Here is a 14,438-nt window from a genome sequence, read left to right on the forward strand (position 1 = left end):
CGACGAGGCACTGAACGCTGGGAGATCGATCCGGCGGCAATGGTGCGACTACGAGCAGGCCATGGCCCGTACCCGGCGGTCAGTGGCGTCACCGCCCGCCCAACGCCGCCCCGAGCAGCCGTACGCGACCGACTCCGCCCTCGTCGTTGAGCACGACGCAGCACGGCTCCGGTACGACGGCAGCAACTACCGGCTCACCATGCGCCGACGCCTGCGAAACACCGGCGACGAACCGGTCACCCGCCATCTGATCCGCATCCCCGTCGACCGTTACCCCGGCGACCCCGAGCGATCCAACGTCCATTACAGAGCACACCCGTTGACCTGGGACGAACTCGCACTGATGGCCACCTGCCGGGGCGAGACGATGCGGTGGGAAGCCAAGCACGACCGCGACGCCTTCAAGGAGGTCTGGCTGCTGTTCGACAACGAACACGGCCGCTTCCCGCTCTACCCCGGCGAGTCCGTGTGGATCGAGTACGCCTACACCGTCGGCGACGACAAATGGGGCCACTGGTTCCAGCGAGCCGTACGCCTGCCCACCGAACAGCTCGAAGTCCAGCTCGTCTTCCCAGCCGACCTCGATCCCGTCGTGTGGGGCACCGAGACCTCCATGACTGCCGAAGCCTCCCCGCTGCGTACCCCGCCCGTCCGCAGCGACGACGGCGAGCTACGGCGATTCACATGGATCACGACCACGCCCGCCCTACACGCTCGGTACCGTCTGGAGTGGCGGTTCCGGGCCCGGCCCGAACGCGACACAGATCAAGGGGAGTTCAGGTGATTGACGTGCGGCCCAGCCAGCGAATGCGAGACCTCGGAGTCGTGCAGCACGGCGCCGGCATCCTCGCCGAACCGGCCCGCCCCTTCGACCTGCCCGCCGAGCGCGACGAGGCCGAGCGCATCACCGATGAGCTGTTCGCCGCGATGGACCGGATCAGCCAGGTCCACCCTTTCGCCAAGGGCATGGGCATCGCCGCCCCACAGATCGGCATCGGCCGGACCGCAGCCGTCGTCCAGCCGTCCGGCGTCGCACCCGCCGTCATCCTGCTCAACCCACGGATCACCGACCGCTCCGACGAAATGGACGAGCAGTACGAAGGTTGCCTCAGCTTCTTCGACGTACGCGGACTTGTACCCCGCCCCCTGAAGCTCACGGTGGAGGACACGACCCTGACCGGCGAGACCGTCACCACCGTCTACGAACACGGCGTCGCCCGCCTCATCCACCACGAGATCGACCACCTCGGCGGCCTTCTCTACACAGCCCGGATGCTGCCCGGAGTCGAGCCGATCCCCGTGGAGGAGTACCGCCAGACCGGCCATGCATGGGCGCATGACGGTGCATGACGTAAGCCCTTCGGGTCGTTGCCCACTTGCCTGAAGTGCCAGGCGATATGCCGGAGTTACTGATTCACTGGCCCTCAAACGTCGGATACAAACGGGGAGAAGGCACCGTGGACCCAACGCTCATTGCCTTGGCCAGCGCAGGTGGTACCGCCGTGGTGTCGGCCATGGCAACGGACGGATGGAACACGCTTCGATCTGGTGTCGTCACTCTGTGGCGACAGTTTCGCCCCGACTCGGCTGGTGAACTGGAACGAGACCTCGACACGACCCGATCGACTCTTCTCGCGACCCCGGCCAGCGATGCTGAGCAGGTCCGACAAGCTCTCCAGTCCGCCTGGCAAGGGCGAATGCTAACTCTCTTCCTGGAAGATCCGGCGGCTGCCGCAGAGTTCGAAGCCCTGCTGTCGAGGCTCGAGGATGTCTGCTCACGCCGAATGAACACCAGCTTCCATGCCGAAGCCCGCGATCACGGTCGCGTTTACCAAGCAGGCGGGAGCCAGTTCATCAACGAGCGATGAACGCGGGGCATTGGGACAACGAAGACGACATTCCTTGGCACATGCGTGCCAGCGCCGAGGACGAGGGCCGCGTTTACCAAGCGGGCCGCGACCAGCACATCACGGAGTACCACTTTCACAGCTCGGTGCCCGACACGGACGACGATGACGACGAGGATGAGGTCGACGACTGGGACTACTACGAGACAGGAGGCACTTTCTGGGACAGAACCGGAGAGACGGTACTGAGCGTCCTTCTTGCCTTGGCCCCACTGCTTCCACTCGCAATCGCGGGTGCCAGCACGCGCGCCGTATGGACCGACAAGTCCGCCCCATCGACTTGGTGGTCTGTGCTTTACACGCTGGGCGCCGCCGTGGTCGGTGCGACAGGCTTCGTCATCCTTCGCGAACGCCTGTCCTACAGGTCGCACCTGATCGACAGACTCTTCTGGCTGTACGTACCCGTGAGCATCGGCGCCTTCCTCTACTACGCCATCCGGGACCCTGCCGGGGTCCCACTCAAGTTCATCGAGGACATCGGCCTATGGCTTGCTCGTAAGGTCGGCCCTTTGTGAGCCCGCCCCAAGCAAGTGCTTGCTGTCCACCACCATCAGGAGAAGCCAGCGATGAAGGGCAAAGGCCGCAGCGATGAAGAACACCCTCGGTGGCATATGTACGCCCAAGCCAAGGGCGAGGGGCGTGTGTATCAAGCTGGTGGCGACCAGCATGTGACTGTTCACGTGCAGCCAGACTCCGCGCCGGTGTCGTACAGGAGGGCTGCACTAGCACCGTTCGTCCGACTGCTGCAGCTGGCGCTGGTCCTCGCCTTCGTAGTCCTTGGCCTGGCCACCGCCCTGCTCTTCCACAGTGACGGATTCACGGTCCCGTTCTTCCAAAGTCTCGGACTCCTCGTGGGCGACTTGGCACTGCTGATGATCACTGAACGGCTCACCACGGGCCGCTGGCACAGGTGGTCACGCACGCACCAGCGAGCACCACGCCTGTAGGCCGTCGGGCACCCCGCCGGTGAAGACAGCGGCTACAAACGCTATTCGCCAGACAGGCCCATCTCGAACACATTCAGCACACATGAGGCCGGGAAACCCCGCGAACACGCGAGAACTACGGAGAGGAGTTTTCCCAGGCCAGATGCACTACGGCAGACATTTACGCAGGTCAGTGCCGTGATCAGGGAAACTCCTAAAGCGGGTGTCGCAGGTTCGAATCCTGCCGGGGGCACAACGCGATACCGCCCGTCCCTGGGGCTTCTTCCCAGGGAGGGCTCCACCCGGCCTCGGGCTCCTCGTCCCGGGCCAGGGAGTTGATGTCCCGGATATCGCCTGATGGAACGGCATAATCCGGCACGGACTCTGGGCCGGACTTCTCCGCTTCGCCAGGCTTGGACTCCCCTTCGGGAGCGGGGTTCTCGGAGGTAGCACGTGCGCGCGGTACCAGCCGGGCTGCGGCCTCGGCGATCGCCCGATCGGCCTCGGGGAGCAGACTCGTGTACGTATCGGTCGTGATGGTGATCGGGGAGTGGCCGAGCATCGCCTGGATGTCCTTCAGGTCGGCCCCGGCCCCGTGGGCGAGCGTCAGCACCATGACCGAGGTCGTGGAGGCGGAGCGACGGAAATCCGATCTCCTCGTACAGCTCGATGAACTGTCGTGTGACGTTGGCGGGATGGAGCATCTCGCCGCTTTGCTTGGTGAAGACGCGTCCGGTCTCCGCCCAGGCGCTCACCCGCTCCTCGCGGTCCTTGTCCTGCTGGGCGCGGTGCCGATTGAGGGCCTGTACCGTGTCCGGGTCCAGCGCGATGGTCCGCGCGCCGGCGTCGGTCTTGGGATCGTCCTCGTACACCTCCCAACCGTTCACGACAAGTTGCTTGGCGACGGTGATGAGCCCGGCGTCCAGATTGGCGTCCGTCCACTTCTGCCCGCATGCCTCGCCCCGCCGCAGCCCGCGGAAGGCAATCAGGTGGAACAGCGCTTACAGGCGGTCCTCGGCGATGTGGTCGAGGAACAGGCCGGTGTGCTCCGGCGTCCACACCACCACCGGGAAGGGGCGTAGCGCGTGGTCGCATGACGCCGGTTGGACTTCTCTGACACACGCCCGTCAAGAGACTGGATCAGCTTCTCCTCGGAGATCTGTCGAACCTCGACATCGGGGTGGTCGTCGCTTCCCATGGATCTGCTCATAGTTCCGGGGATCGATGATCACCAGACTGTGAATCGCGTACATCACCTGAGTACGTTCGGCCGCCGACGCCACAAGGCCGCGCGGCACTTGGGCGAACACCATCGTCTGTGCTGGGGCTGGAAAAGCGGGTCTTCGAAGTTAAGCGATGCAACATGGCCATGCCATCTCGGCGACCGTAGACCAGGAGCCACTCCGGGCAGTTGCCGCACAGACGCAGAGCTGCGCCAGCACTCCCGTCAACGGCTGTAATGTACGCGCACACCGCTCAACTTCGAAGACCCGTCATGGCGCACCGCCGCCGCCATTGGGCATGGCTACAGTTCCATCCCGATGTTCCATCAAGGTCGGCTACAAATCTTCACGGGCTCGATGGAGACGATCCAGTTAATCGGCGCTTTCCTCAGGATCTCCCCCTTCACGACCACGTCATCTCCAGCAGTTCCCACAAGTTCACCGCACATGCTCTCACCCCGAGTAACCACCCGAACCATCGGTTTTGCGGGGTCCGAAGCCGGACCGAACCAGGTGAAGCCGAGAGCGGTCACCAGGAGCGAAAGCGCCGCTAGGGTCAGGAGAGCCGCGCACCAGATCCGCCGCGCGCTGGCCCTGACCTCATTCCTGGTCCATTCGCGAAGTCCCTCGCCGGTCAAGAGGATTTCCTGGCCGGGGGTCCCGGCAGCCGCTCGGACGGCGAAGACCGTCGCCGCGAGGAGGCCTCCGAACGTCGTGACGAGCAGCACGGCGACAGTCACCCTTGCCCAGGGGACCAGATCACCCACGGTCTCGCGCCCCTTCACGACCAACACGACCCCCAGCAGTGCAGTCATACTGGCCAGCCCGGCCCGCCATGCCTCCGCCTGCTTGCGTGCGGTCGACAACTGCTCAAGCCGCAGCTCCTGGGCACGCTGAGCCCACCGCTTGTGCTCGATACTCATCCGATGTCGACCGACCAGTAGGCGCCGCATCCCGTATCCGGTGACTCGGGAGGCCTGTCCCCGTGCCAGTAGCCGCATTCGCAGTACATCGTCACCCTCCTCAGCTGCGTCTGCCGAGCCCGCCGGGAAAGGCCCTTTGCACCTTGAGGAGTGCCGAACACGAACGTCATCTCGGTGCGGGCCGCGCATTGAGGACACAGTCCCGCGACAGTGAGTCCGTCCTCGTCTTGCACCACAGCGAAGCCTGTCTGGAGAGGGAACTCCACTTCGGCAAAGGTGACGCCGTCGTGATCAATCATCAAAAGGCTCCTGCGAGAGGTCCAGGGAGAACAGGCGGGCGTAAACTCGCACCCTTTTCAGAACGTCTGCGGCTGGTTCCCCCGTCGCTTCGGCCGCCCGTGTGAAATGGTCCGGGCCCACGCGACCCCTGAGTTCCGGCTTTTGCCCGTCCAGATGGACAGTCAACGCAAGCAGATCACGCCAGTGCACGATGCCCTCTGGGACCGCGTCGGCCGCGTATACGAGACGCAGACCAAGCGGAGCCATCCGGGTGAGCCGCTGGTGGGTCTCCTGCAGTGACATGCCGAGCCGTCCGGCGATTTGCACCAGGCGCAGGGAGTCTACTTCCGTCAAGTAGACGTCGTGCATACCGAAGGTGGCTGTTTCCCGAGGGATTACGAGCAATTCATGGTCGTAAAGATCCGGATGCCAAGCGCTCAACTCCTCGGCGTCCTTCTTCGAAAGCTCCGGGAGAGGCGCACCCAGTACTCGATAGGGGGCGACGGTGTTGAGGAACTCGCCGACAGTGAACCCGAAGTCGAGGGCACCGGAAATGATCTGCCCGACACCGAGGGTCCAGTCCACAGGTTCCACGGCCCAGCGTGGAGTGATCAAATATTCCTGAAGCAACCAAGGTTGGAGCCCCTCGGCGCTTTGAGCGATCTCAGGGAGCTGGGCCTCGGGATAGGTCCCGGAGAAGCACTCTCGGGCTTCTCCAATCGATCCGATAATCATTGACGCTAGAGAAACCAGCTCCGGTTCGGTGATCGCCACGTTCGGGACTGTGAAAACGGTCAGTTCTTCCACCTGGGTCGTCACACCGCGCCGCATATAGCGGCCAGACAATGTCGCCGCCACTGCCAAAGAAGCGGGGCGGTGCAAGAATACCCGTCGGCCTGTGCCAGGATCTATGACCTGCAGCGCTTGGCCGATGAATCCGATGGTGTCGGCATCGGGCACCAGATCCTCCACACCGTTGGTCTCCGGCAGTCGAAGGAGTCCGCACTCTTCCAGCGCCCCGAGTTCCGACCTAACTTCTTGATAGCTCGTTCCAGCCAGCCCAGCGATATGAATCAGCTGAATGGGTGTCAGAGCACTGCCAACCACCTCCAGATGCCGCAGCGCCTCCACCTGCACCTGGCTGAGCGACGCCGGGTACAGCTCACGTCCAGCCACACTCACCCCCAGAGGGGAAAATCGTTCGCACATCTCAAGGATCTGCGAGATGTCCCGGCCGAGTTCACCCGCTGCGTGGGCGATATGGGCGGGCTGCAGCGCCCCAGACGTCCAGGGAGGAAGGGTGCCGAGTCGAACTGACAGAATCCTCATCTCAGCCACCGTGCATATATGGTCTCCAAGCTGACCAAGTTCTGCACACGGCCCGGCCCATCCTGCGGGCGCTGCCGCGGCCGCCCTGCGCACGACCTCGCGCAGCGGCTGGTCAAGTCGCACGGATGCCTTGACCAGACTCCCAGCAGTGCCTGAAGAAGGCGACAGACTAGGTGGAGCCCATGCCGCAAGCGCCCCGGCAAGCGCGGCGTCCTCCTCCTTGAACGTCAGGTTGACAGAGGCGCAGCGGTGCAGATGGCGCAAGTCCAGACCCGTTATTGCGAATTTTCGCAATCGACGGAGAAGTTCCGCAACCGTCTGCTTCTCATGCGCGGTTGCGTCGAGAATATCATCGAGCAGAACGGGGCTGTCCTCGCCATATCGGCGACGAAGCCGGGCCAAGAGAGCTCCGTCAATGGGATCGGCCAGGGGAAAACCCTCGACAGACAGCGCCTGAGGTATGCGACGGAAGTTTCGCTGAGTACTGGCCCTTCCCTTCCAGGCGCCGGACCGCCAGATCGTGAACCATCGAGGGAAAAAATAGTTGCTTCTGCTCTTTGGGTCGAAGAGCTCCTTGTCCTGGGGAACGCAACCAACCTCCGCCAGTGGAACACTGGCACTCTGGCCCCAGCCGCCACCAATCGGTATCTCGAATCCAGCTTCGACGAGATGTTCAAAAATGCGCTCAGCCACCTCTGCCGACGAATCAGTAACTTCCCACAGCCAGGATAGCGTCAACCCCGGCCATGCGTTCAGGGCAGGCAGTGAGTCATCGACTTTTCCATAAACCCAGTCTTCATGCCAGGTGCGAAGCTTCTTTCGGTCGACGGTGAATTGAGGGCGGTGCTCGTCGCGCAGATTAAAGATCAACCCATAAATCTTCTCGTTGGTACGCAGACCATCCGCCGCCAGACCACCTACGCCCGACACCCACCAAAGATCACGATCAAATTTGAGCGATTCAGCCGAATCATCCTGATATCGCAGCTGGTGGGGCTGCCATTCCTCCGGGACCGAGTCATGCTCGGCGGCAACAACCCTGTAGTCGGCGATCCACAGCAGGCGGCGAAGCGTCTGCAGAAGGGAGATCTTCTTGTCGGACTCTTCGTATCCAGTGAGGTAGAGCCTGATCTTGGTTCCACCTTGCAGCATTTCTTCCGAGGGAGTCACCTGCATCAGGCTGCCACTGCTGGCAATCCGGACTGCAAATCCCTCAGAGGAGGGGATACCCTGCTGATCCACGGGGCGCGTGTACAGAATAATCTCGTCCGCAATCATGAAATAGCTGAAGACTCCAACACCGAACTGACTGTTGGAGACCATACGCAGTGGTGGATCGAGTTCCTGCCAGACGGCGTGTTCGGCACGATAGTCCTGCGAGTAGACGAATCTCTCCCCGGCGCGAGAAAAGACGTGCTCCAGCACTTCCCGGGTCATACCTACGCCGTTGTCCTCGCATTCGATGTATTCTCGGTCGTCGTCCAAGCCCTGCCGGAAGCCGATCTCTCCAGTCCACGGCGCGGGACGCCGCCCTTTCCTCCGTAGCCCTTCGAGACGAGTATCCCGGTATCGGCAGGCGTCCAGAGAGTTCTGGTAGAGCTCACGGATCGCAAGTGCGGGGTCGTCGTAGAGTTGTCGCCCCATCAGCAGTTCGCGGATCTTGTCCTCGGAGAGCCGGAACCGGGTGAGGGGCACCTCGTACACTGCGGTGCCGTCCGGGCCCGGACGGTCGGGCCGCACTCCGTCATGAGTGATCCGGAAGGGCAGTGCGTCGGCGACCGGGCCCAACCGCCCGAGTCCATGCAGACGACTCAAGACATGCTGCCCGGCTTTGGCCACTGCCTGAAAGGCATCCTGCTGGGCGGGATGAGTGCAGATCAGTGCCAGATCGAGGTCCCCCTTGCGTCTCTGCATACGAAGCAGATCGGCGGCGTCCTTGACCGAGGCAAGGGACAACTCAAGGCCGGTGCCGATGTGATCGGCGATCACTGCGGGCAGGCGGCGTGGATCGGCCGCCAGGGTCCCCGCAAGCCATAGAACTCCAGTCCTCCCCCGCCAGTCGTCCGGCAGCGCAGCGAGTCTCTCCTCCAGTCGTCCATCGGCCGGCCCCGCGGCAACCGCGCGGATCAACGTCTGTACCAGACGGCGGCACTCACCCTGGCTTAGATCGGCCACAGTCCCGCGGATCAGGTACGCCCCTCGATCAGCACAGACCTGTGATCGCTGGAGCTTCCACAGACCAGTGAAGCCATCAAGCCAGCGGTGGACCAGCCACATGACGAGGGTCTCCGCCGCTTCCGTCTCGTGTCGGCGGGTCAGTCCCTCGACCCGACGGGTCACCTGGGGGTACATCTCGTGGGTGAGCTCAAGGTCTGTTCGGTTGCCTCGCTCGTAGCAACGCTTGAAGTCACCTGGCCGAATCACAGCGGCCTTTCGCACTCCTTCCGCGAGAACCGCCTCACGCATGAAGGGTGCTGCAATCATCACCGCTGCCTCTTCCGGCAGGATCGGGGGGCCCTCGGTGAGGATTTCCGCGGTGAAGTCGATGGTTCTGGCCGGATAGTTCTGGTCAAACCAGTGGTCAGTCATCCCCGTCTTCTCACGGAGCAGGTTGGAGACCTCCAGATGTGCGCGCGCACAGTCCTCCGCGATCCCCGTCACATGTCCCCGTATCTCATCCGTGATTCCGGAGGTCAGGCCCCAGAGACGGTTGTCCGCGGCGACGCGGCGCCACGCGGAAACAAGCTCGTCACCCTCACAGATCACCTGGTCCGCGGCATCCCGCAACATCGTCACCGGGTAGGCGTTTGGAACCTGGGAGCGGTCGTCTCCTCGCCCCGTAGTCCTGCGCATCTCCTTGGTAACCTCATTGAGTACCGCGGACAGTGTGCGCGCCGGATGGCGTCGGTCGAGCACCCGGGCGAGTGTTCTCGTGAATAAGCTGCCGTCCTCGCCGTAGTGGCAGACCTGCCCGGGCGCGCATCCCGCCACCATCACCTGCGAGCCCCCCGCCGGGTAGTGGAGCACACCTCCCCCGCCCCCTTCCGAAGGGAGGCCGGCCGGAGAGTCTCGGCACGCATCGACGAAGAACACCACGAGCTTCGCCCGGCAGTTGCTCAAGTCGGGAATCACGTGCACAAGGCTGTCCAGGACGAGCTCCCCGCCCTCGCGGAAGGCGTCGCTGGGAACCAGGTAGTCGACACCGTCGATGCTGACGCCGTGTCCAGAGAAGTAGAGGAGCAGCACACTGCCCTCCGGGGCTCCAGCACAGGCCTTCCTTATGGCAGCCCGAATACGGTTCCCGCTCGGATCCAGCGTGTCCTCACCGATTGAATCGACCGAGTAGGAAGACAGTGTCAGTGCCGACCGCATCTTCTCGAGGTCGTTCCGCACCACCTGCGAGATGGGAGAGAATGTCGTGTCATCACATTGCGGCACACCGATGAGTAGCGCTTGCCGTTGCGTCACCGGATTATGGTACGGAAGGTGCCCATCAGTCGGCAGCCGATCTGCACAACCAACTGCTGCCCTCAGCAGCGCGGTCGCCTACGTGCGGATCTTGCCCAGGACGCCGCAGTTCTTCAGGCCAGCGAATCCGTGATCGCCCAATGCCCGGACGGACCGCCAGTGCCTTGTTGGACAGCTTCTGCCCTCGTGTCAGAGGCCGTTCCCGGCGGCCTTGCAGGCGGCGGTCGGCGCCGGGATCACTGTCGTCGAGCCCGAAGAATCTCAGGTCGGCGATCGCGCCGAGCCCGGCCGCCCGCAACTTCTGCGTGAGCTTGTCATGACGGCAAGCGGTGATCTCCGAGGTCCGTCCGGGTCCGACCGCGGAGACCCAGACCAATCGGCCCCCCTTCCCGGCGGAGATCGACCTCGGCCAGATCTGACCCACGCGCTGCTCAGCAGTTGGCAGCGCGTGACGATGCGTGAGCGGACGGCCCGACACACGACGGCATAATCCGGATCAAGTGGCTCGCCGCGCGGTTCTGACCAAGGGAAACGGCACCGCACAGAACGGCCAGTCCTCCCGGCAAGGATCCAATCCCGCTCCTAAAGCAGGTGTCGCAGGTTCGAATCCTGCCGGGAGCACCACGCGTACAGCTCTTCCCAGGGACGGCTCCACTCGCGCCCGGGACTCCTCGTCCGGGGGGCCGTTTGCACGAGCGGACCTTCGGGCGCAGTGTGAGGCCGTGGTGTCAGCCGAGGTGCCACTGCTGGTTGGCACCGCCGTTGCAGTCCCATATCGCGGCTTTGGCGCCGGCCGCGGTGCCGGTCGCGTCGAGGCGCTTCGCGCCGCCGTAGATGGTGAGCTGCCTAGTCGACGTGCTGGTCCGGGCCTGGTTGGTGCCGCCGTTGCAGTTCCGGATCTGCGTCTGGGTGCCGTTGGTCCGTGAAGAGCCGGGCGCGTCCAGGCACTTGCCGGAACCGGTGGCGTGGACCGGACCCGTGGTGCCCCCGCCGGAGCGGTCGAGGCCGAAGAAGGTGATGGCCCGGGCCGCCATGCCGCTGGTGGGCAGGGTGTGTCCGACGCCCTGGACGCTGATCGCCTCGACCGGTGCCTGCGCGGTGGCGGAGCCGTATCGGGTGCGGGTCCAGCCGGACTGCGGGGAGTCGGTGGAGACCGGGGTCCGGCTGACCCCGAGCGCGTTGGTCCACTGCTTGATCTCTTCACCGAAGTTCGGGTAACGCAGCGTGGCGTCCTCGGTACCGTGCCACAGCTGCATCCGCGGCCGGGGGCCGGTGTACCCCGGGTAGGCGTTCCGGACGAGGTCGCCCCACTCCTGCGGGGTCTTGGTGATCCGGCCGTTGGCGCAGGCGCTGTTCCAGCCGGAGCCGTCGGTGGTGGCGAAGCAGCCGAACGGTACGCCCGCGAACGCCGCACCGGCCTTGAACAGGTCGGGGTAGTCGCCGAGCAGGACATTCGTCGTCATCGCGCCGGACGAGGCACCGGTGACGTAGACCCGGCCGGGGTCGGCGTTCATGTTCCGCAGGGTGTATCGGACCATCGAGGCGATGCTCGTGGGGTCACTGCCCCCGTCGTGCTTGAGCGCCTGGGGCGAGGAGACGTCGAAGCACTGCCCGCTGACGTTCGCGTCCGGGTAGACGACGATGAACCCGTGCCGGTCGGCCAGGCGGGCGAACTCCGTGTTGGAGTAGAAGGCGGGCCCCGTGCCGGTGCAGTAGTGCACCGCCACAAGGACCGCCGGGCGTGCCGGAGCGCTGTCGGGCTTGTAGACGTACATCCGCAGGTTTCCGGGGTTGCTGCCGAAGTTGGTCACCTCGGTCAGTGACGCGGCCGACGCGGTGGTGGCCGAGGTGCCGGTCAGTACGAGCGCCGCGATCAGGGGCGAGATCGCCATCAGCAGGGTTACCAGTACATCTCTGACGCTTCGCTTGGTGGACTTCCGGGACATGACGGTGCCCTTTCTGGAATCCGATGCGGCCGGGTGGTGACCGTAGTGAAGCGCTTCGACGCCCCCTTCGACACCCCAGTACGCTGAAATCGCGTCAGCTCCTCATGGGCGGAGCAGGCGGGTTCACCTCACGGGTGGTACGGCGTGTGCGTGATGGAGGAGATCCTGAGGTAGCGTGCGCCGTCAGCGGTGGCCCAGGTGGAGGGGTCCGGGTTGCCGGGCCAGTCGCCGCCGACCGCGATGTTGGCGATGAAGCGCAGGCCCGTCCCGGACGGTGCCCGGTACCAGGTGGTGCCCGTGATGGCGCCGTCCACGGCGAAGTCGATGTGGTCCGGGAACCAGCTGAACGAATACCGGTGGTACGAGTTCGTCCAGCCGGAGGGGTTCGTCTTCGAGAACTGCTGCTGGACGTTGTTGACGTCGTGGGACGTCTGGTAGACGACCCCCGGGTTCTGTCCCACGATTTCAGCGGCGTCGAACTCGGGCAGCCACGGATTCAGGTACGCCGCCCATACCGCTGGCAGCAGTCCCCGTCCGTTGGGCATGTTCGCGGTGAAGCTGTACGTGCCGTACCCGTACAGCGCCGTCGACTCCACACGGCCTGAGTGGTAGACCCCGCCCCCGGCGTTGTACGCCTTGATCACCAGCGTGTTGCCCTCGTACCAGACGCAGTCCGGCCGGTACGTCTGCAACTCGTTGTTGGCGGTCCACCTGGCGTTGATCTTGTTCCAGGAGTTGACGGTCACGGGGGAGCCCCAGGAAGCGGCGCTTGCGCTCGGCGCGCCCAGCATCAGCGCGGGGGGCACGGCCAGTGCGGCACCGAGTATGCGTCTGCGGCTCGGCCTGGCGAGGTGGGGGGTCATCGCAGCTCCATTGCTTGGATGAAAGAAGGGGCGCGGGAACGATCCTGCGCTCCACGTTGTCGCTGGACTGTAAGAGTCCGTTTGAGAGTTGACAAGATGTGTCGCACGAGTCGATGCATAACTTCGGGAGTTGAACGAGCCAGGTGGGCATCCGCCCCTCCACCGCCGACGGCCCTCAGGTGTCGCATGACGCCGCTCCCGTCGGTTCAATGAGGGGAGGGATCATGATCGGCCGTCGTTCGGGTGCTCGGCGGAGGGGGGAGTGAGGCAGTGATCCAGACCGTGTTCCGTAGCGAGGACGTGCCCGCGCAGGACAGGTTCGACTGCTGGCGAGAGCTCGCTGTCCGGACGCGCAGGTGCGATGTGATCAGCGCGCATGCCGCGGACTACCGCGCTGAGCTGCGGCTCTTGGAGCTGGGGCCGGTGACCGTATGGCGGACGTCCATCCCGTCGACGCGCTTCCTGAGGAGCGCGAGCATGGCACGTCGGTCCGACTCCGAGCTCTACCACCTCACCCTCATGCTGAAGGGAGGCCTTGCGCTGAACCGGAGTACGAGCCGGACGTCCACGGTCGGCCCCCGCGGTCTCTGTGTGATGGACGGCTCGCGGCCCTACGACGTCCGGTCGTCGCAGCGGGTCGAGTCGGCGGGGGGCGCGGAGGACCGCGTCGAGGGCGTGGCCGTCGACTTTCCCAAGGTGCTGCTCCCGCTGCCGCCGCACCGGGTGCGGGAGCTGCTCGGGCGCGGGTTGTCGGGGCGGGAGGGCATGGGAGCGGTGCTCGCCGACTTCCTCACGGGCCTCGTGCGGCAGGCCCCGTCCCTCCGTCCGTCCGACGCGCCCCGCCTGGGTACGGTCGTACTGGACCTGGTGTCGGTCTGGCTCGCCCAGCTGCTTGACGCCGAGGCCGGTCTGCCGGAGGACGCGTGTCAACAGGCCCTGGCGGAGCGGATCCGGGCGTTCATCCGGGAGAACCTGCACGACCCGGAGCTGACGCCGGGCGTGATCGCCGACGCCCACCGCGTCTCGCTCAGCTATCTGCACCGCGTCTTCACCCGGCAGTCCGACGGAGAGACGGTCGCCGCCTGGATCCGCGCCCGGCGCCTTGAGCTGGCCCACCGTGACTTGGCGGACCCGTTGCTGCTCACCACGCCGATCCGGGAGATCGCCGCCCGCTGGGGCATGCCCCGCGCCTCCGCCTTCACCCGCGCCTTCCGCGCCGCGTACGGGGTGTCGCCGAGGGAGCACCGGCACCGGTCCCTGACTGGGGAGTTGTAGACGCAGCGCCAAGAAAGGCGTGGACGGAACGGCAACAACGCCGGACGAAGGCCCGGCATCCTCGGTGGCGCGCCGCTCAACGGCGCGCGGAGCACAACGGCGGCTCCCCTCGACGCGGCGCACCGGCAGACCGCGCGCGTCCTGGCGTGGGAACCGACCGGATGTCACATCTTGCCCCGTCCGTCCGTGCGGTGAAGACACCAGCCAGGCAGATGTGAAGGAGAGCAAGCCATGACGAACGCCACCACCTCGATCTCCCGCGCCGCCACGGTGCCGCGCACCAGCCAGGCGCACCGTCC

General features: G+C 65.0%; 12 protein-coding genes and 1 tRNA gene. 8 read left to right on the forward strand and 5 right to left on the reverse strand.

All coding sequences use genetic code 11. From position 1 onward, the window contains the following. Window positions 1-61: 61 nt before the first annotated feature. The 7 genes from ACIG3E_RS13730 to ACIG3E_RS13760 all read left to right on the forward strand — a co-directional run bounded on the left by ACIG3E_RS13730 (window position 62) and on the right by ACIG3E_RS13760 (window position 3,915). Window positions 62-784, forward strand: a complete 723-nt coding sequence (locus ACIG3E_RS13730) for an XRE family transcriptional regulator (RefSeq protein WP_399615228.1) — start codon at window positions 62-64, stop codon at window positions 782-784. 41 nt (window positions 785-825) lie between these two features. Continuing rightward, window positions 826-1,350, forward strand: coding sequence for a peptide deformylase (locus ACIG3E_RS13735; protein WP_399615230.1), 525 nt, complete (start codon window positions 826-828; stop codon window positions 1,348-1,350). Window positions 1,351-1,457: 107 nt separating this feature from the next. After that, window positions 1,458-1,868, forward strand: a complete 411-nt coding sequence (locus tag ACIG3E_RS13740) for a hypothetical protein (protein ID WP_399615232.1) — start codon at window positions 1,458-1,460, stop codon at window positions 1,866-1,868. Window positions 1,869-1,909: 41 nt separating this feature from the next. After that, on the forward strand, window positions 1,910-2,422 hold the full coding sequence (locus ACIG3E_RS13745; RefSeq protein WP_399615234.1) for a hypothetical protein: 513 nt from the start codon (window positions 1,910-1,912) through the stop codon (window positions 2,420-2,422). Between the two features lie 51 nt (window positions 2,423-2,473). Further along, a complete protein-coding gene (locus tag ACIG3E_RS13750) occupies window positions 2,474-2,854 on the forward strand; it encodes a hypothetical protein (protein ID WP_399615236.1) in 381 nt (126 codons plus the stop codon). 174 nt (window positions 2,855-3,028) lie between these two features. Next, a tRNA-Ser gene (locus tag ACIG3E_RS13755) sits at window positions 3,029-3,086 on the forward strand. A 361-nt stretch (window positions 3,087-3,447) separates the two neighbouring features. After that, a complete protein-coding gene (locus ACIG3E_RS13760) occupies window positions 3,448-3,915 on the forward strand; it encodes a hypothetical protein (RefSeq protein WP_399615237.1) in 468 nt (155 codons plus the stop codon). 467 nt (window positions 3,916-4,382) lie between these two features. Here the strand turns inward: ACIG3E_RS13760 and ACIG3E_RS13765 are convergent, their stop codons facing one another. The 5 genes from ACIG3E_RS13765 to ACIG3E_RS13785 form a co-directional block, all read right to left on the reverse strand. Next, on the reverse strand, window positions 4,383-4,871 hold the full coding sequence (locus tag ACIG3E_RS13765; RefSeq protein WP_399615239.1) for a hypothetical protein: 489 nt from the start codon (window positions 4,869-4,871) through the stop codon (window positions 4,383-4,385). A 104-nt stretch (window positions 4,872-4,975) separates the two neighbouring features. Continuing rightward, a complete protein-coding gene (locus tag ACIG3E_RS13770) occupies window positions 4,976-5,278 on the reverse strand; it encodes a hypothetical protein (RefSeq protein ID WP_399615241.1) in 303 nt (100 codons plus the stop codon). Further along, window positions 5,271-10,055, reverse strand: a complete 4,785-nt coding sequence (locus tag ACIG3E_RS13775) for a caspase family protein (RefSeq protein WP_399615243.1) — start codon at window positions 10,053-10,055, stop codon at window positions 5,271-5,273. Before ACIG3E_RS13775 ends, ACIG3E_RS13770 begins: the two co-directional genes overlap by 8 nt. 728 nt (window positions 10,056-10,783) lie before the next feature. Further along, window positions 10,784-11,947 carry a PHB depolymerase family esterase gene (locus tag ACIG3E_RS13780; RefSeq protein ID WP_399615245.1) on the reverse strand — a complete coding sequence of 388 codons (1,164 nt, stop codon included), beginning with the start codon at window positions 11,945-11,947 and terminating at the stop codon, window positions 10,784-10,786. A gap of 182 nt (window positions 11,948-12,129) precedes the next feature. Continuing rightward, a complete protein-coding gene (locus ACIG3E_RS13785) occupies window positions 12,130-12,864 on the reverse strand; it encodes a family 16 glycosylhydrolase (RefSeq protein ID WP_399615247.1) in 735 nt (244 codons plus the stop codon). 270 nt (window positions 12,865-13,134) lie between these two features. On the opposite strand from ACIG3E_RS13785, the gene ACIG3E_RS13790 reads away from it, so the two are divergent. Next, window positions 13,135-14,139: an AraC family transcriptional regulator gene (locus tag ACIG3E_RS13790; RefSeq protein ID WP_399615249.1), complete on the forward strand. Its 1,005-nt coding sequence runs from the start codon at window positions 13,135-13,137 to the stop codon at window positions 14,137-14,139. Window positions 14,140-14,438 lie beyond the last annotated feature (299 nt).

Origin of the sequence: Streptomyces sp. NPDC053474 (assembly GCF_044544845.1) — a bacterium.
Lineage (GTDB): Bacteria > Actinomycetota > Actinomycetes > Streptomycetales > Streptomycetaceae > Streptomyces.

Excerpts from the sequence above, each read along its gene's own strand:
- ACIG3E_RS13730 (WP_399615228.1), top strand. The coding sequence starts at position 62 with ATGGCCCGTACCCGGCGGTCAGTGGCGTCACCGCCCGCCCAACGCCGC.
- ACIG3E_RS13760 (WP_399615237.1), top strand. The coding sequence starts at position 3,448 with ATGACCGAGGTCGTGGAGGCGGAGCGACGGAAATCCGATCTCCTCGTA.
- ACIG3E_RS13780 (WP_399615245.1), bottom strand. The coding sequence starts at position 11,947 with ATGGCGATCTCGCCCCTGATCGCGGCGCTCGTACTGACCGGCACCTCG.
- ACIG3E_RS13770 (WP_399615241.1), bottom strand. The coding sequence starts at position 5,278 with ATGATTGATCACGACGGCGTCACCTTTGCCGAAGTGGAGTTCCCTCTC.
- ACIG3E_RS13745 (WP_399615234.1), top strand. The coding sequence starts at position 1,910 with ATGCGTGCCAGCGCCGAGGACGAGGGCCGCGTTTACCAAGCGGGCCGC.
- ACIG3E_RS13785 (WP_399615247.1), bottom strand. The coding sequence starts at position 12,864 with ATGACCCCCCACCTCGCCAGGCCGAGCCGCAGACGCATACTCGGTGCC.
- ACIG3E_RS13765 (WP_399615239.1), bottom strand. The coding sequence starts at position 4,871 with ATGACTGCACTGCTGGGGGTCGTGTTGGTCGTGAAGGGGCGCGAGACC.
- ACIG3E_RS13750 (WP_399615236.1), top strand. The coding sequence starts at position 2,474 with ATGAAGGGCAAAGGCCGCAGCGATGAAGAACACCCTCGGTGGCATATG.